This window comes from Bacillus sp. FSL K6-3312, assembly GCF_038007485.1.
GTDB lineage: Bacteria > Bacillota > Bacilli > Bacillales > Bacillaceae > Bacillus > Bacillus pumilus.
In genome coordinates this window covers 200,353-223,865 of sequence record NZ_JBBOXI010000001.1, presented here as the reverse complement: position 1 = coordinate 223,865, position 23,513 = coordinate 200,353, and the positions used below count along the sequence as shown (strand labels likewise).

The window sequence follows — 23,513 nt, the reverse complement described above, 5'->3', positions numbered from 1 at the left end:
AAAAAACGGTTAGAATGCGCACTAGATGTTCTCATACCGAAGGGAGAGAAAATGATGAAAAAGGTATCATACACACTCATCGCTTGTTTGTTATCTGTTGGGCTTGCAGCCTGCTCGTCAAACGATGCCAAACAAGATAAGCAAAACGACTCAGCCAAAAACAAGGAAACAACACAGGCTGACCAAAAAGAACAGCAAAAGCAAATGGAAGAGATGCAAAAGAAATTAGACGAACAAAAAATTGATGATCAAAAGGTCGTTGCGACCGTCAACCAAGACAAAATCACAGGTAATGAATATAATAGCGCTCTATCAACCATTCAGGGACAGCTTCAGCAATCCGGGCAAGACCCAACATCTAAAGAAGGCGCAAAAGCAGTCAAGAAACAAACCATTGATGCGCTCGTAGGTCAAGAGCTCATCCTGCAAGATGCTGAGAAGAAGGGCATCAAAGCCTCTGACAAGCAGGTAGATAAACAGTTAAAAGAAGAAAAGAAACAATTCAAAGACAACGCTCAATTTGAAGAAGCCCTTAAGAAAAGCGGACTCACAATGGATCAGCTGAAAAGTGACATTGCCGACAGCATCAAATATAGCCAGTATGTCGACAAAGAAATCAAATCAGCGTCCGTCTCTGAAAAGGACGTCAAAGCGTACTATGATCAATACGCTGATGAAATGAAAAAACAAAAGCAAAAAGCACCAGAGTACAAAGAGGTTAAATCACAAATTAAAAAACAGCTAGAATCTCAAGAAAAGCAGAAAGAAGTACAAAAAGAAATTGAAAAACTAAAGAAATCTGCGAAAATTAATGTGTCTCTGTAACAGCTAAGAAAAAATCCGCCATTGTGCGGATTTTTTTTCGTTACTTGATGAACTGTTTTTCCAAAATTATGACAAAAGCCTCATCATAAACGTCTCTTCCATCCGATATGATGGGAGTACAAAAGAAAGCGTTATCAATTCTTTTGTCTCTTAAAAAGTACAAGATCAAACGCTGATCTCGTACTTTTGCTTCAGTCAATCGGACAACGACAAGAGGAGGATCTTTATGTTCAAATGGTTTAAACCCGCTCCGCATATCGACAGGCTCGATGATGCCAAGACAGATGAGACGTATAAGCGGCTGCGGCTGCAAGTCTTTTTAGGCATCTTTATCGGGTATGCGGGCTACTATTTGCTACGAAAAAATTTCGCTTTTGCTATTCCGTATCTACAGGAAGAAGGGTTCACGAAAAGTGAATTAGGCTTTGTACTCGCAGCTGTCTCCATCGCTTATGGCTTTAGTAAATTCATCATGGGGATGATCTCAGACCGCTGTAACCCAAGATACTTTTTAGCCACCGGACTCTTTCTATCAGCCCTTATCAATATCCTATTTGTCTCATTTCCATGGGTGACGTCAAGTGTATGGATCATGTTCTTATTCATGTTTTTAAACGGCTGGTTCCAGGGCATGGGGTGGCCGCCATGCGGACGGACGATGGCGCATTGGTTTTCGGTTAGTGAACGTGGAACGAAAATGTCCATTTGGAACGTCGCTCACAATATTGGCGGGGGAATTCTTGCACCGCTCATCACCTTAGGGATCGTGCTGTTTGCGACGTGGAAAAGCATCTTTTTCTTCCCTGCCATCATTGCCATTATCGTCTCCTTCGTGATCATTCTTCTCGTCCGGGATACCCCGCAATCCGCTGGTCTTCCGCCAATCGAGGAATATCGCAATGACTATCCGTCACAGCAGTATGAAGATCAAGAAAAAGAATTAACAGTGAAAGAGATTTTATTTAAGTATGTACTCAACAATAAATTCCTTTGGTATATCGCCATTGCCAACGTCTTTGTGTACTTCGTCCGTTACGGTGTCGTGGACTGGGCGCCGACCTACTTAACAGAAGCAAAGGGCTTTTCACCAGAGCATTCACGCTGGTCATATTTTCTTTATGAATATGCAGGCATTCCCGGCACATTATTGTGCGGCTGGATCAGCGACCGCTTCTTTAGAAGCCGCCGTGCACCAGCAGGCGTCCTCTTTATGGCTGGGGTGTTAATTGCGGTGCTTGTTTACTGGTTAAACCCTGCTGGCAATCCAATGGTCGATAACATTGCCCTCATCAGCATCGGCTTTTTAATTTACGGACCTGTCATGCTCATTGGACTTCAAGCCATTGACCTCGCTCCGAAAAAAGCGGCTGGCACTGCGGCTGGACTCACAGGCTTCTTCGGTTATATTGGCGGCTCTGCCTTCGCCAATGCGATGATGGGCGTCGTCGTGGATCATTACGACTGGACAGGAGGCTTCATTTTATTGGTTGGTTCTTGTGTGCTTGCAATTGTCTTCCTAGCGATGACTTGGAATACAGGGAAGCGCGTAGAGCAAGCTTAATGAAAATCACATAAAAGATTCATATCCGCCCAACATGCCCTTTACATCTATTTCTTATGATGGAGGCAGTTACCGTAAAAGGAGGATAAAATATGAAGAAAAGTAGATTACTTGCTTTCGTGTTGCTCTCTTTTGCTTTACTGTCTATTGCTTGGGTGCCGACCACCGTATCAGCACATGAACATCTTTTATCTCCAGATCGTATTCTAACTGTTGCACATCGCGGAGCATCAGGGTATGCACCAGAGCATACCCTGGCTTCTTACAAACTCGCCACAAAGATGAATGCGGATTACCTCGAACTCGACCTTCAAATGACAAAGGATGGACATCTCATCGTCATGCACGATGAAACCGTTGACCGCACCACAAACGGAACGGGCTGGATCAAAGACCTCACACTTGCCGAAATCAAACAGCTTGATGCTGGTACTTGGTTTAATGAAGTCAATCCCGACAGACAAAACGCCAACTATATCGGACAACGAGTCCTCACATTAGATGAAGTGCTGCGCTATTTCGGTAAACGAGAAAATTATTATATTGAAACAAAAAAACCAGACATCTATCCGCAAATGGAAGAAAAACTATTGGCGACCCTAAAAAAACATCATCTTCTCGGGAAACACACAAGAAAAGGGCAGGTCATTATCCAATCCTTTAGTCAAGACAGCCTGCTAAAACTACAGAAATTAAATCCACGCCTTCCCAAAGTACAGCTTTTAGACAGAACCCAAATGACGTCCATCACAGATGATCAGCTCGATTTCATCAAATCTTATGCAGTGGGTGTCGGACCGAATTTTAGAGCATTAACACTTGAAAACGTACAGCAGGTCAGAAGCCACGGACTCCTCCTCCACCCATATACGGTAAATAGCGAAGCAGATATGACCCGTCTACTGCAATACGGCGTCACCGGTCTTTTCACCAACTTTCCAGATGTCTTTCAACGTGTGAAAGCATCGTTATAGTTTCATCTTATTTGTTAACAAAGCAGTCCATTAGTAACAAAACTAATGGACTGCTTTGTTATTTTTTATGCATTTCACCTTTGTCTTCATACATACCTCTTTCTTCATATTGCATGATTAATCAACCTATGATAAATTGGATTTATACGATAATTGAAAACAAAATCCGTTTATCGTATTAAAATGAAAGCGTTTTAAGGAGGAGTTCATATGAACAAGGCGTTAGAAGGTATTACTGTTTTAGACCTTGGTCAAATTTATAACGGCCCCTACTGCTCGCTAATGTTAGCATTTCAAGGAGCAAAAGTAATTAAAGTAGAGCCTTTAAAGGGAGAGAACTTAAGGGTTAGGCGAAAAGGGGACTGCCACGAATTACTTATGTTGAATTCAAATAAATACGGCGTATCAATCGATTTAAAAACCGATCAAGGTAAAGAAATTTTCTTAGATTTAGTGCAGAAATCTGATGTATTGGTTGAGAACTTTTCACTCGGCGCCATGGATCGATTAGGACTTGGCTATGATGTTTTAAAAGAAGTAAACCCTCGTCTTATCTATGCTTCTGGAAAAGGATATGGGCTTAGCGGTCCTTATGCAAAAAGACCGGCGATGGATTTGACCGTGCAAGCAATGGCAGGAGTTATGGCGACAACTGGCTTTGCTGATAAACCTCCTGTTAAGGCAGGACCAGCCATTTGCGATTTCCTAGGGGGAATTCATCTATTTGGAGGGATAACGACCGCACTTTATCAAAGAACAATAACCGGAAAAGGTCAGCTTGTGGAAGTCTCGATGCATGATTCAGTCTATCCGACACTCGCCTCTGCTTTAGGTGCATATTACAGCCAAGGGGAGAAATTTTCCGAAAGAACAGGCAATCAGCATAGTGGAATGGCGACAGCTCCCTACAATGTGTATGAAACGAAAGATGGCTATATCGCTATCCTATGTGTCGCTGACAGACAATGGAGATCACTTTTAACCGTGATAGATAGAGAAGATCTTTTAGATGACAAACGATTCGAGACAAATATTGATCGATCTGCACACACACTTATCGTCGATGAGATCGTCAGTAGCTGGACAACAAAACGTAATAAAAATGAGATTGCGGAGCTCTTTATTGAAGCGAACATACCTCATTCCCCTGTACAGACAATTGATGAAGTAGCAAACGATCCGCATCTAATAGAGCGCGAAATGATAAGAGAAGTTTCTCATGCTGTGGAAGGAAACATTAAGGTACCAGGCTCCCCGATTAGACTATCCGATTCACCTTTAGAAAAAGTTTTCCCAGCACCTATTATCGGTGAGCATACAGAAGAGGTTTTAAAAGACTTATTAGGCTACTCGGATGAACAATTAGAAACGTTCAACCATGAAGGTATTATTCGTTCAAAAAATCACGAGTTACAAAATAAGTAACTAAAGGAGGCCATTATGACTTCAACCATCTTAACAAATATAAAAAACCACGTATTAACGATCACCCTGAATCGGCCTGATAAAAAGAACGCATTTAATGCAGAAATGATTGGCGAATGGGTTCATGCACTTGAAGAAGCAAAACATAATGACGATGTTCATGTCATTGTAGTCACTGGAGCCGGCAATGCTTTTTGTTCAGGCGGGGATGTTGGCGGGATGAAACAAAATCAAACTCCTTTAGATAACAAAAATAAGCTATGGGAAAATATCCATCGTATCCCATTAACCCTTAAACATATTGATAAACCTGTTATCGCAGCGATTAATGGTCCCGCTGTAGGTGCAGGACTGGACATGGCGTTAATGTGTGATATGCGGGTGATGATTCAAGACTCGAAAGTCAGTGAAGGGTATGTCAAGGTTGGCCTTGTTCCTGGAGATGGAGGTGCTTATTTTTTACCGAGAATTGTCGGGAAAGCGAAAGCTTTAGAACTATTATGGACGGGGAACTTTATTTCATCTGATGAAGCACTAGCAATTGGCCTCGTGAATCACGTTTATTCACAAGACCAATTCGAAGAGAAAACAAAAGAATTAGCAGAGCACATCGCTTCTGGTCCACAAATCGCCATTCGAATGACCAAACGCGCTGTACAATATGCGGAGTCATTGGAATTAGAGGCAGCTTTAGACCTTATTTCCTCTCATTATGCTGTTATCAAAGAAACTTCGGATCACAAGGAAGGCGTACAGGCATTTAAAGAGAAAAGAAAAGCCGTTTTTCAGGGCAATTAGTTTAAAGGAGAGTGTTCACGTATGGACGTTATTCACTATGAAAAAAAGGGGCAGATTGCTTACCTATACATCAATAAACCAGACAAGATGAATGCCATCGATTCAAAAATGCCTGATCTATTTTTGGAATTTTTAGAAGAGTATAAAAATGATAAAGACGCCAGGGTTTTAATCATAACAGGTGTCGGAGAAAGAGCTTTTTGCAGTGGCAGAGATTTAAGTGAAGCAAAATCAAATCCAGAGGCATTTAAAAAGAAGCCACTTAGAGGCCGGTTATTTAATGCCATCATCGAAACGTATAAGCCTGTCATATCTGCGATTAATGGCGTTGCTGTAGGAGCAGGCTTTGAAATCACATTGGCAAGTGATATTCGACTAGCTGTTTCAAATGTCAAACTAGGTTTACCTGAAGCAAAAAGAGGAATGGGGGCTACTTTTGGAGCAACGATCTTACCTAAGCTTATTTCTCCCAGTATAGCAGCAAAACTTCTTTTTACAGGAGCCTTAATAAAATCAGATGAAGCCTACAATCTACAACTGATAGATGAAGTCTTACCAACTGTCGAAGACCTAATGAAAAGAGCTGAGGAATTAGCTGAGGAAATTTGCCTTTGTGCTCCTTTATCTGTACAGCGTATAAAAGAAACGATATGGAAATCAATGGACGTCCCCCTCTTCCATGCACTACAAATGGATATTGGGCCTAATGTATATGAAAGCGAAGATAGATTAGAAGGAACACAAGCCTTTTTAGAAAAACGCCAGCCAATTTGGAAAGGTAAATAGACAACTATTTTGAAAAGAGGTTGATTGGATGTTTAAACATATACTTGTTGATGTTCAAGAACAGGTAGGAACGATAACAATTCATCGTCCAGAAGTAAGAAATGCACTAAATTATGCAACGCTTCAGGAGCTCGAACAAGCCGTAGATATGCTTAATGCACAAGAGGAAATCAGAATAATCGTGATTACCGGCTCTGGAGAGAAAGCATTTGTCTCCGGCGCAGATCTCAACGAGTTGAATGATAGAAAAGCGTTAGATTGTTTAAAACCAGGGATGCAAGGGGTTTATAAGCAAATTGAAGACTCAGATAAAGTGACTTTAGCTGTTATAAATGGTCATGCTTTAGGCGGAGGGTGTGAACTTGCACTTGCGTGTGATCTTAGAATAGCCGTTGACCATGCAAAAATTGGACTGCCTGAATTGAATTTAGCCATTATTCCGGGAGCTGGGGGAACACAGCGGCTAAGCAGAATGATCGGGAAAAGTCGAGCTCTTGAAATGATTCTTCTCGGAAAATTAATCACAGGAGCAGAAGCAAAAGCCATTGGTTTAGTTGCTCAATCATGTCCTCTCTCTCAATTAAATAAAGAAAAAGAAGACATGATCCAAACCCTCTTATCAAAAGGTCCTCTCGCCCTAAAATTAGCGAAGATGATCGTTCATCGAGGCTACGATTCAGATATAGATACTGCGTTTATGTTAGAAAAACTTGCACAATCAGTAGCCTTTTCTACGGAAGATAAAACCGAGGGAATCAATGCCTTTCTAGAAAAAAGAACACCTGCTTATGATCGAGATGTCAATACGCAGAATGAGAGTGAGGTTTAATATGAATAAAAGTGTCATTATCGATGCAATCAGAACACCTATTGGGAAATTAGGCGGTGGTTTAAAGGACGTTTTAGTAGATGAGCTTGCAGCCAAAGTCATGACTGGATTATTTGAAAGAACTTCACTTCCAAAAGAATTAGTAGACGAGGTGATCCTAGGTCAAGCAAAGCAAAGTGCCGATTCATCAAACCTGGCTAGGCTCTCTTTACTTCGAGCAAAATTTCCAATTGAGACCTCTGGCTATACCATTCACCGACAATGCGGTTCTGGCTTACAGGCCATTAACAGTGCTGACTTACAAATACAACATGGTCTGAACGAGGTCATTGTAGCTGGGGGCGCTGAAAGCATGAGTACAGCTCCTTATTATTTGAGACACGCTCGGTTTGGCTATCGTTCAGGAAACGGGGTGCTTTTAGATCCTAACACAGAAAGTCAGCCCTACTCTCAGCCTATTGAAGACTATGGATACTTAACAATGGGGGAAACTGCTGAAAACTTGGCAGAACAATATCATATTGAAAGATCCGAACAAGATGAATTTTCTTTACGAAGTCAAGAGTTAGCAAATAAAGCCATAAATGATGGACGTTTTGACAGCCAGCTCATTCCATATGAAGTCATCTCAAAAAAGAATACCACTCTATTTCAGAAGGATGAGCACCCTAGAAATACCTCTCTTGAACAACTATCTCATCTAAAACCAGTGTTCAAAAAAGATGGTACTGTTACCGCCGGTAATGCAAGTGGTCGTAATGACGCCGCTTCTGTTTTATTAATGACGAGTGAGTCAATTGCTCAAAAATATGAACTAACACCTAAATCTCGCATTATTGCACAAGCTTCTGTAGGGGTTTCACCTGAATATATGGGGATCGGGCCTGTGTACTCGACTAAGAAAGCATTAGCTCAATGCGGCCTTTCTATCAATGATATAGGTCTTATTGAACTCAATGAAGCTTTCGCCGCTCAGTCGATCGCTGTCATTAGAGAATTAGCATTAGATATAAACAAAATAAATGTGAACGGTGGAGCAATTGCATTAGGGCACCCAATAGGGGCTACAGGAGCCATTCTTGCGACAAAGCTAATCCATGAAATGGAGCGACAAGGAACGAAGTATGGCATTGTCACACTTTGTACAGCTGGCGGGCAAGGAATCACAACGATATTTGAAAATCTACAAGTATAGGAGTGTATAAAATGACTCAAATCTCTATTATTGGGGCTGGTACGATGGGAAGAGGAATTGCTTATTCAGCTGCTTCCAATGGATTTACCGTCTCCTTATACGATATCGAAGCATCTTCTCTATCAAAAGCAAAATCTTCTATTCAATTAGAACTAGAAAAAAGCGCAAAGAGAAATTTTATCAAAACAGAAGATATTCATCCAACCCTACAAAGGATTTCCTATTCAGATAGTCTTGAGGAATCTGTTCGCTCCGCTGACTTAGTGATTGAAGCGGTTGTTGAAAACATGGCTGTCAAATTAGATGTATTCAAAGAACTTGACCAACTGACGAAGCCTGAGACAATTCTCGCTACCAATACGTCTACAATGAGCCCTACTGAAATTGGCGCGATCACCTCTCGACCAGAGAAAGTTGTAGCAATGCACTTTTTTAATCCTGTACACAAAATGAAACTTGTTGAAATTATACGAGGACTTGATACCTCAGACGAAACAGTAAACCTTGTAAAAGAAGTGACGACACAATTAAAGAAGGAATATGTCGAAGTAAATGAATTTCCAGGATTCGTTACAAGCAGAATGAACTGCTTAATTGGGAATGAAGCAATGAATATGTTAATGGAAGGCGTTGCATCTGCCGAGGATATTGATAAAGCCTGTAAATTAGGCCTAAACCACCCGATGGGGCCACTAGCTCTTGCTGATCTGGTCGGCTTAGATTCTAGACTTCGAAATATGGAATATTTGTATCAAACTTTGGGAGAAAAATATAGACCTAGTCCATTACTCACTAAATATGTAAAGGCAGGAAAGTTAGGTGTAAAATCAGGTGAAGGATTCTTTCACTATCAACACAAATAAACGTGATCTTTTCCATAAAGCGTTTAGGCTCTATGGAAAGATCATGCTACTCATCATAATTATTCATTAGAGAAGAGATATCTTGAGCAGCTTCTTTTACAAGCATTGTGAATTTTTTTACCGTATCTTCTTTTTTTCGATAGGCAGGACAATGAATAGCAATACTAGCCAAAATCAAACCCTCTTTGGTCAAAATTGGAGATGATACATTTAAGGCACCTGCTGTAACTTCCCCTTCGGAGTAGCAATAGCCATTTTTCTTAATTAGTTGTAATTCTTTTTTCAATTTCTCAACCTGTTGAAACCCTTGTTTTTCCGCTTCATCTATAACTAATTCTTGCTGTGAAGGAGTCAGGTAAGCCAAAATGGTCTTCCTTGATGCACCCTTATATAACGGTCTACTAAGCCCTACCGGTGAGGAAAATTTGATATTGTCTTTACTCTCTACTGAGGCAATACAAACTCCTTCCATTTTTACAGGATCAAATACATTTATACTAACGGTTTCATTCGTCTCGGAAGAAATTTTCTCTAAAAATGGGTGCGATTTTTCAACCAACTTTGGATTTGGATTAGCGAATATACCCAATCGATAGGAGGACATACCCAATCGATACTTTCCATTTGAAACGTTTCTTGTTAAGTATCCCATTCCAACAAGTGTATTCACCAATCTAAAACCGATGGTTGGCGAGAATTTCAATATGTCAGAAATTTCTTTAACACTATATTCAGATTCACTTTTAGTGTACAAATCTAATATCATGAGTCCCCTTTGAAGGGTTTGTGATAATGATTTATTGGCCGTCATAGATAGACATCTCCTTAAACAATAGTAATCCAATTCCATTGTAACATCTTCATAACCAATATGATGATCATTCAGCATGATTTAAAATGAATGATTCATTAATAAACTGAATTTTAAGATTTTGTTGTCTTGATTATTTTTTGATGTTATATTACAAATATCGGATTTAAAAACCGAATATCGATATAAATATAGAAATGAAAGCGTTTTACCATATAACCTGTGTATAGGGGGAAAAACATGAAAAAAATGATGATGTTGATTAGTTTTATCAGTGTAGTGACACTTTTAATTTCGTGTCAGAATCAGCAAGGGTCGAATTACACGTTTCCAACTGGTGGCACTTCTGGTGTACTCTATTCAATCGGTGCTGCGTTTTCGCAAACAATGAATGAAAGCGATGTCCCAATCAACCTCACAAATCAAGTTTCAGGCGGGGCAATAGAAAATATACGTCTCATGGATAAAAAAGAAGCAGACTTCTCTTTATTTGGTGGAGATGTCGCATTAGAAGCCTATGAAGGAAAAGGAGTATTTAAAGGGAATCCACAAAAAGATTCTTTAAGAAGTGTTTTTACGATCTATTCGCAGCCACTTGGAATCGTCGCTTTAGAATCCTCAGATATCCAATCAATAGATGACTTAAAAGGGAAGAAAATTGCTGTAGGCACACCTGGAAGTGGGAATGAAGTGCGGACAAAGCAAGTACTAAATGCTCTAGACCTTTATTACGATAAAGACTTTAAGCCACAATTCCTTTCGATTTCAGAAAGTGTAGATGGATTAAAAGACGGTCAGCTTGATGCTATCTTTGTTTGGACTGGATTACCAACCCCGGGGATTATGGATCTGGCAAATATTCGAGATATAAAAATGATACCGCTTACAGATGATGAAGTGAATACGATTTACAGCGCCTATCCCTCTCTTTATCCTTTTGAAATTCCAGCTAAAACTTATAAAGGTGTAGACAACGACATTCAAACCATATCAGTCGATGTCAGCTTATTTGTTCATAAAGATGTCCCTGAAGATGATGTGTACCAATTAACCAAGACCGTTTTTGATCACTTAGATGATCTGCAAGGCACCGTCTCTACACTACGACAGTTAAATAAAGAGACTGCGTCAAAAACAATAATTGAGCTTCATCCAGGAGCAAAAAAATATTTTAAAGAAGCAGATGTAAACAATTAATAGAGGAGAAATGGGGGGATTTTTATGGAGAATATTCAATCAAAAGGCCAGTCAGAAAACGCTAAACGTATTACCGTAAGAGTTATTCTATTGATCTCAATCATGCTATCGCTGTTTCATTTATTCACAGGGGGATTCGGTGTTCTAACAGCCATGATTCAACGTAATGTTCATTTAACCGTTGTTCTACTGCTAGTATTCTTAACAAAACCGCTGCCAAACAAAAAATTACGTTGGCTTGATACCCTTTGTATCATTGTCAGTATCAGCTCTGGAATCTATATTTTTTATACGTACGATCAGCTGCTTTTAAGAGTAGGAGCACCAAATGCATATGACATGTTTTTTGGCATCACTTTAATCATCGTTATACTAGAAGCAGCAAGAAGAGTGACTGGCTTTATTTTACCGCTAATAGGTTTACTGTTCTTACTCTATGCTTACTTTGGACATTACTTCCCTTCTATTTTAAAGACATCGGATATCTCACTAGAGAGAATCATTTCTTTAATGTATTTATCCACTGAAGGGTTATGGGGAACATCGTTAGGAATCGCTGCCACATTCATCGCTCTCTTTATTATTTTTGGGGCCTTTCTTAATACAACTGGGGCAGGGAAAGTCTTTATAGACTTAGCTTTTATCATTGGCGGTAGATTTAAAGGCGGTCCCGCCAAAGTATCCGTCATATCGAGTGCATTGATGGCCACGGTTTCTGGAAGTGCCGTCGCCAATGTCTCCTCAACAGGACAATTCACCATTCCGTTAATGAAGAAGGTAGGGTTCAAGCCTCGTATGGCCGCTTCTATTGAGGCAGTTGCTTCTGCTGGAGGAAGTATTATGCCTCCCGTGATGGGCGCAGGTGCTTTTATCATGGCTGAACTAACAGGGATTTCATATGGTGAGATCATTCTTGCTGCACTTATCCCTGGCATACTATACTTTTTATCAGTTTTTCTTTTTGTCGATTTTGATGCAGGTAGGGCTAAAATGAAAGGGATAGCGAAAAAAGAGTTGCCTGTTTTCAAAGAAGTGTTTTGGAAGGGTTTTCATTTATATATCGGCTTAGGGACACTCATTTATCTGTTAGTTGTCTTAAATGCATCACCGATGTTTGCGGCTTTTTGGTCCGTTGTTGCCTTAGTTATCTCTTATATCGCCATCTATTTTAAAAAGATCGATTGGAAATTTTTCCTTGAGGCTTTAGAGCAAGGTGCAAAAGGGATGTTGCTCATCTCAATGGCATGTGCCATTGCAGGGATTGTTGTTGGGGTAATTAACTTAACAGGTACTGCCGTAACATTAACATCTCTGCTAATGAACCTCGGTCAGAACAGCATTTTTCTCACTCTTTTCTTAACGATGATCGCTTGTGTAATTATGGGGATGGGTTTACCTTCTACAGCTGCTTATATCATTGTAGGTGTTCTTACTGCACCGGCTTTAATTGATTTAGGTATTGATCCTCTACTAGCACACATGTTTATCTATTATTTTGCAAGTCTCGCTCCAATAATACCGCCTGTCGCACTTGCATCGTATACAGCTGCAGGAATTGCTGGAAGTGATCCATTAAGAACTTCTTTTACGTCTGCACGAGTAGGTTTAGTTTCATTTATTATTCCTTACATGTTTGTGTTCGGGCCAGAACTATTAGGACAGGGTAGTGCAGTAGAAATAGCATTGGCTGTAACAGGCGCTTGTATTGGTGTCATTTTTTTCGCTGCTGCTTTAACAGGCTGGCTCAAAAGAGACCTGTTCTTTTATGAGAGAATTCTCAGCTTCGGAGGAGCATTACTTTTAGTTCATACAGGTTTGTTAACAGATCTAATAGGCATCGGTATCATTGCAGTTTTATTAACATCCATACTGATTCGAAGCCAATTCAATGAAAAACCGCAAGATACGTACGAAGTGAATCAGTAAAATAAAAGTATTTTAATGAAGCTGTTTTAGCATTCTCATAAAAGCTAAGCAGCTTTTTTATGTAAAAATAAAATGTTCTATCTTTCTCGGTGTGCCCATTATGAAAATTCAATCATACAAAAAATACCCCAATCATTAGGTTTTTCTAACTTTTGGGGTATTTTGCTAAGTGATAAGACTGTTAGTTACTTTGAATTTGTATCAATTGAAGCATCTTGGATCAGTTTCCGTTTCCCGATCCCAAAGACATAGAAGCTAAGCGCTACTACAATCAAGAACCCAATTGCCACAATCAGAGAAATACGCGTATCCTGATTAATGAGCATAAATACAAGCACCATCAATAAGAAACCGATTGTAAGATAATTAGAAAACGGCGCTAGCGGCATTTTGAATGGATGCTGATCAAGCGCAGCTCCCTTCGCCTTTCTAAAGCCGATATGACTAATCAAAATCACAAACCATGGCACCATACCAGGAAGTACACTCGCACTATACACATAGACGAAAATGTTTGGTGGCGCAACATAATTGAGGACAACTCCTACCGCTAGACCAATCAGCACAGCGAATGTCCCAAAATACGGCACACCATTCTTTGAAATTTTGGTGAAGAAAGCAGGCGCCTGTCCATTCACACCTAATGTATAAAGCATACGTCCCGCACTGAAAATCCCACTATTACAGCCGGACATCGCTGCTGTAATGACGACAAAGTTAATAATACCAGCGGCTGCTGTAATCCCAATTTTCGCAAACGTCGCCACAAATGGACTGCCAAGGGTATTCAGCTGATCCCAAGGATACACTGTCACAATGACAAAGATCGCACCGATATAGAAAATCAAAATACGCCAGATGATACTTTTGATGGCATTGGTCAGCGTCTTTTCTGGATTTTGCGCTTCACCTGCTGTAATCCCAATCAGCTCTACACCCTGATAGGCAGCAATGACGAGCGACAACGCAAACAAGAATCCGGTAAATCCACCTGTAAACAACCCGCCGTGCGCCCACAGATTAGACAAGCCAATAGGCGTCCCGCCATTTCCAAATCCAAAGAAAATAATGCCTAGACCTGCAATGATCATTAAAATAATCGTCACAATCTTGATCATTGCAAACCAAAATTCGAACTCACCGAACGATTTAACCGAAATCAAGTTGGCCGCTCCCAAAATAATCATCGCAATTAATCCTGGAATCCACGCTGGCAGCTCCGGAAACCAATATTTCATATAAGCGCCTACGGCAATAATTTCCGACATCCCGACAATGACCCACTGGAACCAGTTACTCCAAGCTGTCATATACCCCGCAAGCGGATGAATATATTGATGACCAAATGTAGCAAATGAACCTGTACTCGGTTCAACGTATAACATTTCTCCCATCGCACGCATAATAAAAAAGATAAAGATACCACATACTGCGTACGCGAGAAGAACCGATGGACCTGTCCATTGAATGGCCTTGGCTGACCCCATAAATAAGCCAACACCAATCGTGCCGCCAAGTGCGATCATTTGAATATGGCGGGCACTTAACCCTCTCTTTAATTCCTTTTGAGCCACTTTTCTTCCCCCTCATCAACAAACAACATAAAAAATAAAAATCAGAATGTTCATTCTGATTGAGAAACATCAATCTTTCGATGTATATTATCATAATAAATCTACCCTTAAAATACAATTGTTTTTTTGAGGGAAACACTATTATCAAAATATTCCGACATAAAGAGATGCTCAAATTGTTTTATATTGATATATTGAACCAAGGGGTGAAAGTCACTTCAAAGCTGATGACTTAATAAGAACTGACCGCCTCTTATATCAACCTCAAAGAATCGCAGTCCATTTTTATGCACCATTTTGTCCTTCTCTCGATGACAAGAAAAGTCATTCCGGAAAGCGCCGGATCTTTTCTTTACATAACAAGTAAACCCATCATTTTCCGGTATCGTCACTTTGACATTTGCTCCAGTTGAAGTAGATTTAAGTGAATTTAGCATGTTTGTAGAATGAATCTGCATCCTTCTACCTGTTACATTCAGATCAACGTCCGAAAAGGCACCCGTCAACTCAACTTTTGACGATGTGGCGTGCAGTAATAATCTTTGTGTGGTCAGTTGCCGACTAGAAATAAGCCCACCTACTGTCTCTAAATGGAGATGCTTGATGTCACCTGATAGCATCGTCTTCCCGGAAGTTAAATGACAAGAGGCATTTTCCGCCTTCAGTCTCTCTGCCTGAAGATTTGCTCCTTTACAACGAATGGAAATGGACTGTAATTGTCGTTTAGGGAGAAAAATAGCGACATCAGTTTTATAAAGTTGAAGCCCTAAGCTGAGTATTTTTTTCCGTCTATCTTTAATGAACAATCGCCCATCCTTTACCTGATGACTCATCAAATAACGATTTGGAAACACTTGATTGGCCGTTTGACGAATGATGAGATAAGGATGATCATGGTGTTGAATACACACCTCTCCGAGCAACCAATCCAACGATAATTCTACGACCGATTCTTCAATTTGAATCGTATGCTCCATATGTCTCCCTCCTTGTATACTCGCTTATCTCGCTTGAAGCCGGGGCATGCGGCCACATAATTCCAAGATCACAATGAGGACAGCGAGCAGCATGACTCCTGACAAAATGAAATTCATTTGATCATTACCATAAACAGCGATTAATACGTTTCCTAAAACAGCACATAGAACAATCGCAGTCAGAATGGTCATGAAAGTAGACCTCTTCATTACCCCCACTCTCATCGCAATCATGCCAATACCATTGATACAACAAGTAAACACTAGGTACGTTTTGATCACAGTGAACATCACATCAGCTGTCAGTGCATCTTGAACAATAGGGAAGAATGTTTCAGTGACACTAAACACAAAAAATGAAGGAATGATACTACACAGCATGACAATTGTAGAAAAGCAAAGCATCCAAACCATTCTCGGAAGGAGGGATGACTTCATACTGGGTGAATGAGGTTCATGTTCTTTCAATGCAGTCACTATTACTCGACAATACATCATGGCTGTGACGATCGAAAAAAAGATCATCCATACTATACTGGTCAACAAATAGATATTCTGATATTGCTGAAAACCTATTTCCTGTTCAACCTGTGCAACAAACGCGACAAAATAAATAAACACCAGCAGTACAATACTGACAATCATACTAGCTTGAATATAATGTTTCATATGGCTTTTTCTTAGCTCAAGTTTTACGAAGTGAAGCATAAGGCATCCTCCTATGAAATGAATTTTGCTTTTGACTCTTTTCTGACCATTTAGGTTCCAGGCTGATCATAACCACCAATCCCAGCATAATGCGCTGTGACCTTTTGAATAAATAGATCACTCACCACATCCACTCCGAGACCTTTCATCATCTGTTGTAAAAACAGTAAACGCTGGCTAGTTTCCTGCTCATCACGAGCAAATAGCGTTGGGTTCAGCCATATATTGACGAGAAGCATAAACACTTCTGCCACTTCACCAGGAAAAGCAGTCTTCATCGAACCATCCTCAATTCCTTCAAGAATAAGATGTTTGATTTTTAGCGCATCCTGATTTACGCCTGCCTTCATTCCCTCAACCACAAATTGCGGATTTTTGATCTGGTCAACCAAGATCCCATCAATCGAATGAGATTTTGGATCTGCCACTAGCTGCTCTAAAATACGTTGCAACTTCTCTTTCGCATGCGCTGCCTCTGTATGCTTAATCAGATCTTCAAGTTTCTCAGTCGCATGACGAAATTGCCTCTCCATCACGGCACGTAATATTTCTTCCTTCGATTTAAAATGATGATAAATAGCCCCTTTAGACATGTTCAATTCATGGATGATATCCTGCAAACTCGTCTTTTCAAATCCTTTTTCCTGAAACAGCTTCGTCGACACATCTAAAATTTGCTTGATTGTCTTTTCTGGATATTTATTTCTGGCCAAATAAAATGCCTCCTTTTTACATACCGACCGTTGGTATGTATTTTAATCTACTTCATGATAAACTGTCAATATAGGTTCTTTATATAAAACAAAAAAGACCGCTCACACGGTCTCTTTTTTTTAACACGAGAAAATGAAAATATTGTTCAATAAGCTTGGGTCACTAGATGAAGCGCGGAAGGTATATGACTAACGATGACTCTCGTTGTTAGATAGAAATTCTCTAAAATCAGCTGCAATTTCCTTTGATTTCGTATGATGCAAATAATGGCCGCCTTTGAAAGTAACTACTTTGCCGTGATCTACATTTTTCAATAGCTCTTCATGCATTGGTTTCCAGTTTGGTGTTTCTTTCTCCGTTTGATCTGCTAAATAGAAAACAACAGGGAGCTTCATAGGGAAATGTAGACGTTGAGCATTTTTAAAATTGGTTCTAAAGTTATCTGCCTCACTAGCTTGGCTTTCATCCATGAAATTTCGGAAAGTCAGCATTTTAATTTGAGCTTTCGTTTGATCATCTACTTTAGGCATCACCAATTGATCTGGATTCATTTTCACTATCAATCTGTAAAAGCCGGATTGATGAAGCAGCTGTAAGCTGGAGACTGGCAATTCATCTGCATCCTCCTGCTTAGGAACACTGCTGTCAATTCCAACAAATGCTTGGACTTCTTTTTCATATTGATTCACATATTCTAATCCATAAATGCCAGAGATCGAATGACCCATCAACGTATACTTTTTAATGTTGAGCTTCTGCAAACATTCATGAATCTCATCTACAATGTTTTGACTTGTCCGTACTTTATCTGTATCGTCACTTAAACCATATCCAAATGGTTCAATCACTACGACTCTATAATAAGGTGATAATTCATCTACTAGCGGCTTGAAATCTAGCACTGGTGAAGCAGTTCCATAGCCTGGGAGAAGGACAATCGTTTCTTTCCCATCGCCTTGAATGAGCACATTCATTTGCTTCCCATCCACCAAGACCTTTTGCCCATAAGTTTCTATTTTCCCCTTCTCTCGTTCATTACTAATGAGGTTTACAAAATAAACAGTAGCTAGAAAAACAACCATGACCGTGATAATGGTGCCTATGGAGATCAGCATGATTCTCAATAATTTTTTCATTGGTTTTCTCTTCCCTTCATGATGAAGAACTCTAGCCTACATCCCTCGATGAAAATTAATATTTTCTTTCACAATAGATGATGCCAATTGTATTTGCGCAAACACTTGATACATACATAAAAGTAATCGCTATATAAAACCACTCTGTTGGAGATGAGAATTGATGGACCATAGATTGAACGACAGCAACCAATATATATGCTAAAGCCACACCTACAATAGAAAAACTTCCTGCTTTCGCTAAAATAAATTGTCCTCGTTCATCATGTTTATATTCACGGTTCTTCTTAAATTGAAAAACTGTGCTTAAAATAGAAAGGATAATCAAAGAATAAAGAATGATCGTCGTCATCATTGTTGTTCCTCCTTGTCGACCTCTTGAAATACATCATACAAATCAACTTCAAATGTCCTAGCAATTTGAAAGGCTAATTTTAAAGACAAAGAATATTTACCATTTTCAATCGCTGCCACAGTTTGACGAGTCACACCTAACTTCTCTGCCAAATCCTTTTGTGTCCAGTCTCTTTCTGCCCGTAATACCTTAATTCGATTTTTAATCTCCATTTGAAATCCCTTTCTTAAAGGATGATTTATTTAACAATATGTTAAAAATTATTAACATTATGTTAATTAATAATAACCTCTTTTCTTCTGTATGTCAATTTCACCAGATGCAAAAAAATAAGAATCATCCATTTTGAAAGTCTTACCTCAAAATGAATGATTCTCTAAAAATGATGTGATCATCTGAATTAGAACACTTTCCTCTGGTAAATCGCAGTAGAAAGTCCCCAAGACAGCAAGTAGATGAGCATAATCAGCACAGTTGATCCCGTATATAAAATAGGGATCGATAAATTCATCATAAAATCAGTAATCCCACTAAATTGCTCTGCTAAATAGACAACAACTGGCGGTCCCATAGCAGATAATAGGATAAAGCCAATGAGCACTGCCGTTGTGATATAACCAGGCTTTAAGATATAAAACAATGGAAACGTACACGCCGCGAACAATAAAAACAACCCGCTGCCAAGAGCAATATCCGTCATCGAAAACAGCTTCCCAAAACTAAATAAAGCAACACTTGTCAACCCGATCGCAATGACCATATAAAAAACGGCACCAAGATAACGAGATGCAATAATTTCATTCCGTGTATAAGGCAAAGAATTTAATAGAATATTCGTTTCCGCCTTCTCATCGTACGCATATGTGTTAAATGGAATGAAGACACTAGCGACTAGAAACGTCAATACTGGATGGACATCCATGAAAATAAAAAATAAGATAAACGGAATAAAAATAAGTAACTGCTTCTTTTGCAAAATCACATCACGCTTAATTAAATGATACATGCGCAACCCCGCCTTTCAAATAAAACATGATATCCTCAAGCGACGCCGGTTCAATCACAACAGCATCCCCAAAAATAAGTTTCACCTCATCAATCCGATCTGTTAATGCTTCAAATCCGGCTGCCGTACGCTGAATATAGATAAACGCCTTTTCTGTGTCTCGATCCAACAAATCCAGGCTCCCCTTCACCAGCGCATAATTCTCCGCTACCTCATGTATCGACTGTTGAAAGACCAATCTTCCATTTTGTATAAACGCAATATAATCCGCAATGCGATCTAAATCAGTCGTCATATGCGTCGAGAAAAAAATCGTTCGATTTCCATCAATCATCAATTCTTGTAACGTGCCGAGTAGCTCTCTTCTAAAGACCGGATCCAACCCAGCAGTTGGTTCATCCATGATAATCAGCTCGGCATGATGTGACAGCGCAATCGCAAGTGACGCCTTCATCTGCATCCCTTTTGAAAATGTTTTGATCGCTTTATTCAGCGGCAGACCAAACTGTTCAATATATTGATAAAAAAGCTGGTCATCCCAGCGTTTATAGGCAGGTGCCACAATTCGTTTAATGTCCTTTAAATTCAATCCTGGGAAAAAAACGTTAGCATCGTAAACAAAGCCGATTCGTTCCTTAATCTCTTTTTCATGGGTGCGGTAATCTAATCCGAAGATTTTAATCTCACCCGAATCTGGTTTTAATAAATTCATAATCATTTTAATCGTGGTCGACTTACCAGCGCCATTTTCTCCAATAAACCCTGTAACAAAGCCTTTTTTGACCTGTAAATCAAGATTCTGAACAGAAAAGTCCTTGAATCGTTTTGATACTCCTTTGAATTCAATCACGTGCTCCACTCTTCTCACTCCTCATACAAGAACTTTAATAACTGCTGCAATTCATCAAAAGATAAGCCTAATTCCTTGCCGTTTGTAACAACCGCTCCAAGCTGTTCCTCAATCACCTTCAATTTTTTCTCTCTCATGACCTCTAGGTTTTGCTCCGCAACAAATGATCCCTTACCGACAATCGAATAAATAAATCCTGCCTTCTCTAACTCTTCATATGCTCGCTTTGTTGTGATGACGCTGATTTGTAAATCCTTCGCCAGCTTTCGAATAGACGGTAGTGCCGCGCCTTCCGCCAGCTCACCCGTTAAAATCATCGATTTAATTTGATTCGTAATTTGCTCATAGATGGGCTCCTTAGAGTGATTTGAAATCGTAATTTGCATATAAAAACCTCTTTTTTTCTGTACTGGTGTTTGGAACGAAATATTGTATATACACTATATATACATTATATACACACTGAAAGAATAATCAACCATTTTTTGATTGCAACTCAACTAAAAAACCGCACAGCTTTTCAGCTATGCGGCCTTCCCCAACAAAATTTATCTCCAATACACCCATTTTCCCATCATCCACTCCACCGGACCTCTTCTCCATTTTTTCAAATAGAGATAGCTGATGAACAGCTGTGCTGTATACAGTCCGACAGCGAGCAGCAGTCCAAATATTGATCCCATTTGTCCAAATAGACCAAGTCCATAAGAATAGAAAATCGTTGTACAAATGATCGACTGCGCCAAATAATTTGAAAGGGACAAACGGCCAAGCCCTGCAAGCAAACGTTTGAGGCCTTCGGCTGCCTTCGAATAGTAAAAAACAATAAAAGCTTGAATATACCCGATCGCCAGCACATATCCACCGAGAACCATAACGAATTCACTCCAAGGCGCATCAATGAACGTCGCACATTTTAGTGCAAGGCCGACGACAATGACCCAGACCCAGCCTTTGCGATAGGCCATCCCTCGATCTTCTTCTGTGAGATGCCCTCGTTTACCAATCACCATGCCTAGCAAGGCGAACGGCCCCACCGTCATCGTACCGAAAAGAAACCCTAGTATCGGCATAAGCGTAATGCTCACGATCGCCAAAATAATGGTCACAATCATCATATCGTCTTCAACCGTAATCCGGCTGAGCAAAATATCAGTATAATCACCCTTCGCATACACATCGGTTAATAATTCATCAGTCCCATGAACAAGTTTCATCATGTATGGCGAAACGACTAATGACAATGCACCTAACACACCCGACCAAATCAGCATTGTTTTGATCCGGCTGCTCATAAACATCATCAAGAAAAGCATACAAGCTCCATAATAAAGAAGAATGTCACCATTCCAAATAAAGATGTAATGCAGCATTCCAAGCACAATCAGACCAAAACCACGGCGGACGACAATGGCATTCGTATTTAGTCCCTTAGCTTTCGTAGATTCAATCAGCTTGATAAAAGAATACCCAAACAAAAAGGAGAAAATCGGATAAAACGACCCCTGGAACAAAATTTCCGTTACATAAACGCCAAATTCCTGCCCCCAAAAACTCGAATCAAACATTTTCTCAAAATCATAATCATATTGAAAATTTAGCATATTCACGATCAAAATACCTAATAAACTAAAACCACGCAAACTATCAATTAACTCAACCCTAGACCCCTTCAACTCGACAGCTCCTTCGGAAAATATAAAAGCATATTTATCCTACCACACTTTTAAAAAATTGGTCTCTACACCCATGTAAAAACATGCGTTTTAAGGTAAATTTAATAAAAAAACCTAGAATATACATTCTAGGTTTCATACGAATGAATTGATGAATGATGACTTTCTTCTTTCCGCGTCACACGTTTCAAATAAAACAAAATCCCCAATCCCCAAAAAATCAACGTCAGCTCCCAGTCTGCAGAAATCGAAAACCATTTCAATATCATTAAAATCAACAAAACCGCTCCAATCCCTGCGAAAAAAATGACGTTTCTTTTTAATTCTTTGTTTGATTGAAACAACACTATCTCCTCTCCTCCCTGATACTTGCTAACTAATTGAATGTTTTTCTAACTTTTTCAATATTTTTTCCAAGCCGCTATCTCCCATTTTCCGATCTATTAAATTTCCCTCTTCATCTATAAGGCAAAAGCTAGGTAACCCTTGAATCTTATACTTTGCAACAATCTCATAATCCTGATCCAACACAATAGGAGCGGTCATATTTTTTTCCTCTGCATATTCTGAAACAACATCTGCCGACTTTTCATCTTCTGTATATGGAACATGGACACAGGTTAAATGAATACCCAACTGATTTACACGATGTAGAATGTGGTCGGTTAATTCTTCACAATGCGGACAGTTGACTGACCAAAAGTATAGAAGTTGCTGTCCCTCAGATAAACTCCTTTGATCTGAAGGAAAAATCCAAGGGAGGTGCTCAGGCCAATTGAGTTTTTGCGTTTCCACTATTCATCCCCCTTTTCCTTTAGCTGAAAAGCAATAATCTTCCCTAATGCTTCCTCTGCAGCAAAAGGAGTGACGCTGCCTGTTGGATTTTCTTGTTCTTGTTTTAAGCACTCGTACATGTTTTTTTCAATTTTTGATGGATCAATCCAAGAGATACACCATGATGCCCAGAAACAAGTAGGTCCCTCATAACGTTTAGCCAGTGCCAGAAGGAATGGCAAGCTAGGCTGTCCAATCCTCATGAGTGACATGGCAGCGGCCATTCTTGTATCCTCTTCTTCACTTTCTAATAGCTGTGCTAGTGGCTCAGCTGCTTCTCCCGCATCTGCTCCAAATTCACCAAGTACAGCTGCTGCAATGTTCCGCAGAGATCCTTTTTCTTTTAAAGCCTCAACAAGGACGGGCACTGCATCTTTTCCGAACTTTCTCAATTCCCCTATTGCTTGAACGATCGTTACTTCATTTGTATTTGCCAATTGTTGAACTGATTGAGACAGCTTATTTTCTGGTTTCATTGACAATCAACTCCTCT

26 protein-coding genes are annotated in these 23,513 nt (G+C 39.7%); 11 read left to right on the top strand and 15 right to left on the bottom strand.

The features are described from left to right. Positions 1 to 54 precede the first annotated feature (54 nt). From MHI11_RS01280 to MHI11_RS01240, 9 genes are all read left to right on the top strand, one after another. Positions 55 to 825, top strand: coding sequence for a SurA N-terminal domain-containing protein (locus tag MHI11_RS01280; RefSeq protein WP_340960230.1), 771 nt, complete (start codon positions 55 to 57; stop codon positions 823 to 825). Between the two features lie 226 nt (positions 826 to 1,051). Continuing rightward, on the top strand, positions 1,052 to 2,386 hold the full coding sequence (gene glpT / locus MHI11_RS01275; protein ID WP_340960228.1) for a glycerol-3-phosphate transporter: 1,335 nt from the start codon (positions 1,052 to 1,054) through the stop codon (positions 2,384 to 2,386). A 92-nt stretch (positions 2,387 to 2,478) separates the two neighbouring features. Then, complete coding sequence (locus MHI11_RS01270) at positions 2,479 to 3,360, top strand: glycerophosphodiester phosphodiesterase (protein WP_340960227.1); 882 nt, start codon at positions 2,479 to 2,481, stop codon at positions 3,358 to 3,360. 210 nt (positions 3,361 to 3,570) lie between these two features. After that, complete coding sequence (locus tag MHI11_RS01265; RefSeq protein WP_340960226.1) at positions 3,571 to 4,785, top strand: CaiB/BaiF CoA transferase family protein; 1,215 nt, start codon at positions 3,571 to 3,573, stop codon at positions 4,783 to 4,785. Between the two features lie 15 nt (positions 4,786 to 4,800). Continuing rightward, on the top strand, positions 4,801 to 5,583 hold the full coding sequence (locus MHI11_RS01260) for an enoyl-CoA hydratase/isomerase family protein (RefSeq protein WP_340960225.1): 783 nt from the start codon (positions 4,801 to 4,803) through the stop codon (positions 5,581 to 5,583). Positions 5,584 to 5,604: 21 nt separating this feature from the next. Next, positions 5,605 to 6,369, top strand: coding sequence for an enoyl-CoA hydratase/isomerase family protein (locus tag MHI11_RS01255; RefSeq protein ID WP_340960224.1), 765 nt, complete (start codon positions 5,605 to 5,607; stop codon positions 6,367 to 6,369). A gap of 28 nt (positions 6,370 to 6,397) precedes the next feature. After that, positions 6,398 to 7,198 (top strand): enoyl-CoA hydratase/isomerase family protein, encoded by an 801-nt coding sequence (locus MHI11_RS01250; protein ID WP_340960223.1) that lies wholly within the window; start codon positions 6,398 to 6,400, stop codon positions 7,196 to 7,198. A 1-nt stretch (position 7,199) separates the two neighbouring features. Then, on the top strand, positions 7,200 to 8,393 hold the full coding sequence (locus MHI11_RS01245; protein ID WP_340960222.1) for a thiolase family protein: 1,194 nt from the start codon (positions 7,200 to 7,202) through the stop codon (positions 8,391 to 8,393). Between the two features lie 11 nt (positions 8,394 to 8,404). Next, on the top strand, positions 8,405 to 9,256 hold the full coding sequence (locus MHI11_RS01240) for a 3-hydroxyacyl-CoA dehydrogenase family protein (RefSeq protein ID WP_340960221.1): 852 nt from the start codon (positions 8,405 to 8,407) through the stop codon (positions 9,254 to 9,256). 46 nt (positions 9,257 to 9,302) lie between these two features. Here MHI11_RS01240 and MHI11_RS01235 read toward each other — a convergent pair whose 3' ends face one another. Then, the gene (locus MHI11_RS01235) at positions 9,303 to 10,067 is read right to left on the bottom strand and encodes an IclR family transcriptional regulator (protein WP_340960220.1); all 765 of its coding nucleotides are present in this window, start codon (positions 10,065 to 10,067) and stop codon (positions 9,303 to 9,305) included. 240 nt (positions 10,068 to 10,307) lie between these two features. On the opposite strand from MHI11_RS01235, the gene MHI11_RS01230 reads away from it, so the two are divergent. Together MHI11_RS01230 and MHI11_RS01225 are read left to right on the top strand one after the other, a co-directional pair. Further along, positions 10,308 to 11,264, top strand: a complete 957-nt coding sequence (locus tag MHI11_RS01230) for a TAXI family TRAP transporter solute-binding subunit (protein ID WP_340960218.1) — start codon at positions 10,308 to 10,310, stop codon at positions 11,262 to 11,264. Positions 11,265 to 11,288: 24 nt separating this feature from the next. Then, positions 11,289 to 13,190, top strand: coding sequence for a TRAP transporter permease (locus tag MHI11_RS01225; RefSeq protein WP_340960216.1), 1,902 nt, complete (start codon positions 11,289 to 11,291; stop codon positions 13,188 to 13,190). Between the two features lie 185 nt (positions 13,191 to 13,375). Here the strand turns inward: MHI11_RS01225 and MHI11_RS01220 are convergent, their stop codons facing one another. The 14 genes from MHI11_RS01220 to MHI11_RS01155 all read right to left on the bottom strand — a co-directional run bounded on the left by MHI11_RS01220 (position 13,376) and on the right by MHI11_RS01155 (position 23,496). Further along, positions 13,376 to 14,764 (bottom strand): amino acid permease, encoded by a 1,389-nt coding sequence (locus MHI11_RS01220; RefSeq protein WP_340960215.1) that lies wholly within the window; start codon positions 14,762 to 14,764, stop codon positions 13,376 to 13,378. Between the two features lie 218 nt (positions 14,765 to 14,982). Next, positions 14,983 to 15,741: a DUF4097 family beta strand repeat-containing protein gene (locus tag MHI11_RS01215; protein WP_340960214.1), complete on the bottom strand. Its 759-nt coding sequence runs from the start codon at positions 15,739 to 15,741 to the stop codon at positions 14,983 to 14,985. Between the two features lie 24 nt (positions 15,742 to 15,765). Then, a complete protein-coding gene (locus MHI11_RS01210) occupies positions 15,766 to 16,449 on the bottom strand; it encodes a bacitracin ABC transporter permease (protein WP_340960213.1) in 684 nt (227 codons plus the stop codon). 50 nt (positions 16,450 to 16,499) lie between these two features. Further along, complete coding sequence (locus MHI11_RS01205) at positions 16,500 to 17,132, bottom strand: TetR/AcrR family transcriptional regulator (RefSeq protein ID WP_106036026.1); 633 nt, start codon at positions 17,130 to 17,132, stop codon at positions 16,500 to 16,502. Positions 17,133 to 17,351: 219 nt separating this feature from the next. Continuing rightward, positions 17,352 to 18,299, bottom strand: a complete 948-nt coding sequence (locus MHI11_RS01200; protein WP_340960212.1) for an alpha/beta fold hydrolase — start codon at positions 18,297 to 18,299, stop codon at positions 17,352 to 17,354. Positions 18,300 to 18,354: 55 nt separating this feature from the next. Then, the gene (locus MHI11_RS01195; RefSeq protein ID WP_340960211.1) at positions 18,355 to 18,654 is read right to left on the bottom strand and encodes a hypothetical protein; all 300 of its coding nucleotides are present in this window, start codon (positions 18,652 to 18,654) and stop codon (positions 18,355 to 18,357) included. Next, positions 18,651 to 18,866 (bottom strand): helix-turn-helix transcriptional regulator, encoded by a 216-nt coding sequence (locus MHI11_RS01190; RefSeq protein WP_012008754.1) that lies wholly within the window; start codon positions 18,864 to 18,866, stop codon positions 18,651 to 18,653. Before MHI11_RS01190 ends, MHI11_RS01195 begins: the two co-directional genes overlap by 4 nt. Positions 18,867 to 19,054: 188 nt before the next feature. Then, complete coding sequence (locus tag MHI11_RS01185) at positions 19,055 to 19,660, bottom strand: ABC-2 transporter permease (RefSeq protein ID WP_340960209.1); 606 nt, start codon at positions 19,658 to 19,660, stop codon at positions 19,055 to 19,057. Then, entirely contained in the window at positions 19,644 to 20,519 is an 876-nt protein-coding gene (locus tag MHI11_RS01180; protein ID WP_044139168.1) for an ABC transporter ATP-binding protein, read from the bottom strand. The genes MHI11_RS01185 and MHI11_RS01180 overlap by 17 nt, the downstream gene beginning before the upstream one ends. Positions 20,520 to 20,524: 5 nt before the next feature. After that, positions 20,525 to 20,896: a GntR family transcriptional regulator gene (locus MHI11_RS01175; RefSeq protein ID WP_003217079.1), complete on the bottom strand. Its 372-nt coding sequence runs from the start codon at positions 20,894 to 20,896 to the stop codon at positions 20,525 to 20,527. 162 nt (positions 20,897 to 21,058) lie between these two features. Continuing rightward, entirely contained in the window at positions 21,059 to 22,186 is a 1,128-nt protein-coding gene (locus MHI11_RS01170; RefSeq protein WP_340960207.1) for a DUF418 domain-containing protein, read from the bottom strand. Between the two features lie 128 nt (positions 22,187 to 22,314). Further along, positions 22,315 to 22,530, bottom strand: a complete 216-nt coding sequence (locus tag MHI11_RS01165; RefSeq protein ID WP_044139165.1) for a hypothetical protein — start codon at positions 22,528 to 22,530, stop codon at positions 22,315 to 22,317. Between the two features lie 28 nt (positions 22,531 to 22,558). Next, positions 22,559 to 22,981 (bottom strand): TlpA family protein disulfide reductase, encoded by a 423-nt coding sequence (locus tag MHI11_RS01160; RefSeq protein ID WP_065097726.1) that lies wholly within the window; start codon positions 22,979 to 22,981, stop codon positions 22,559 to 22,561. Beyond that, positions 22,981 to 23,496, bottom strand: coding sequence for a HEAT repeat domain-containing protein (locus MHI11_RS01155; RefSeq protein ID WP_050943428.1), 516 nt, complete (start codon positions 23,494 to 23,496; stop codon positions 22,981 to 22,983). The genes MHI11_RS01160 and MHI11_RS01155 overlap by 1 nt, the downstream gene beginning before the upstream one ends. Positions 23,497 to 23,513 lie beyond the last annotated feature (17 nt).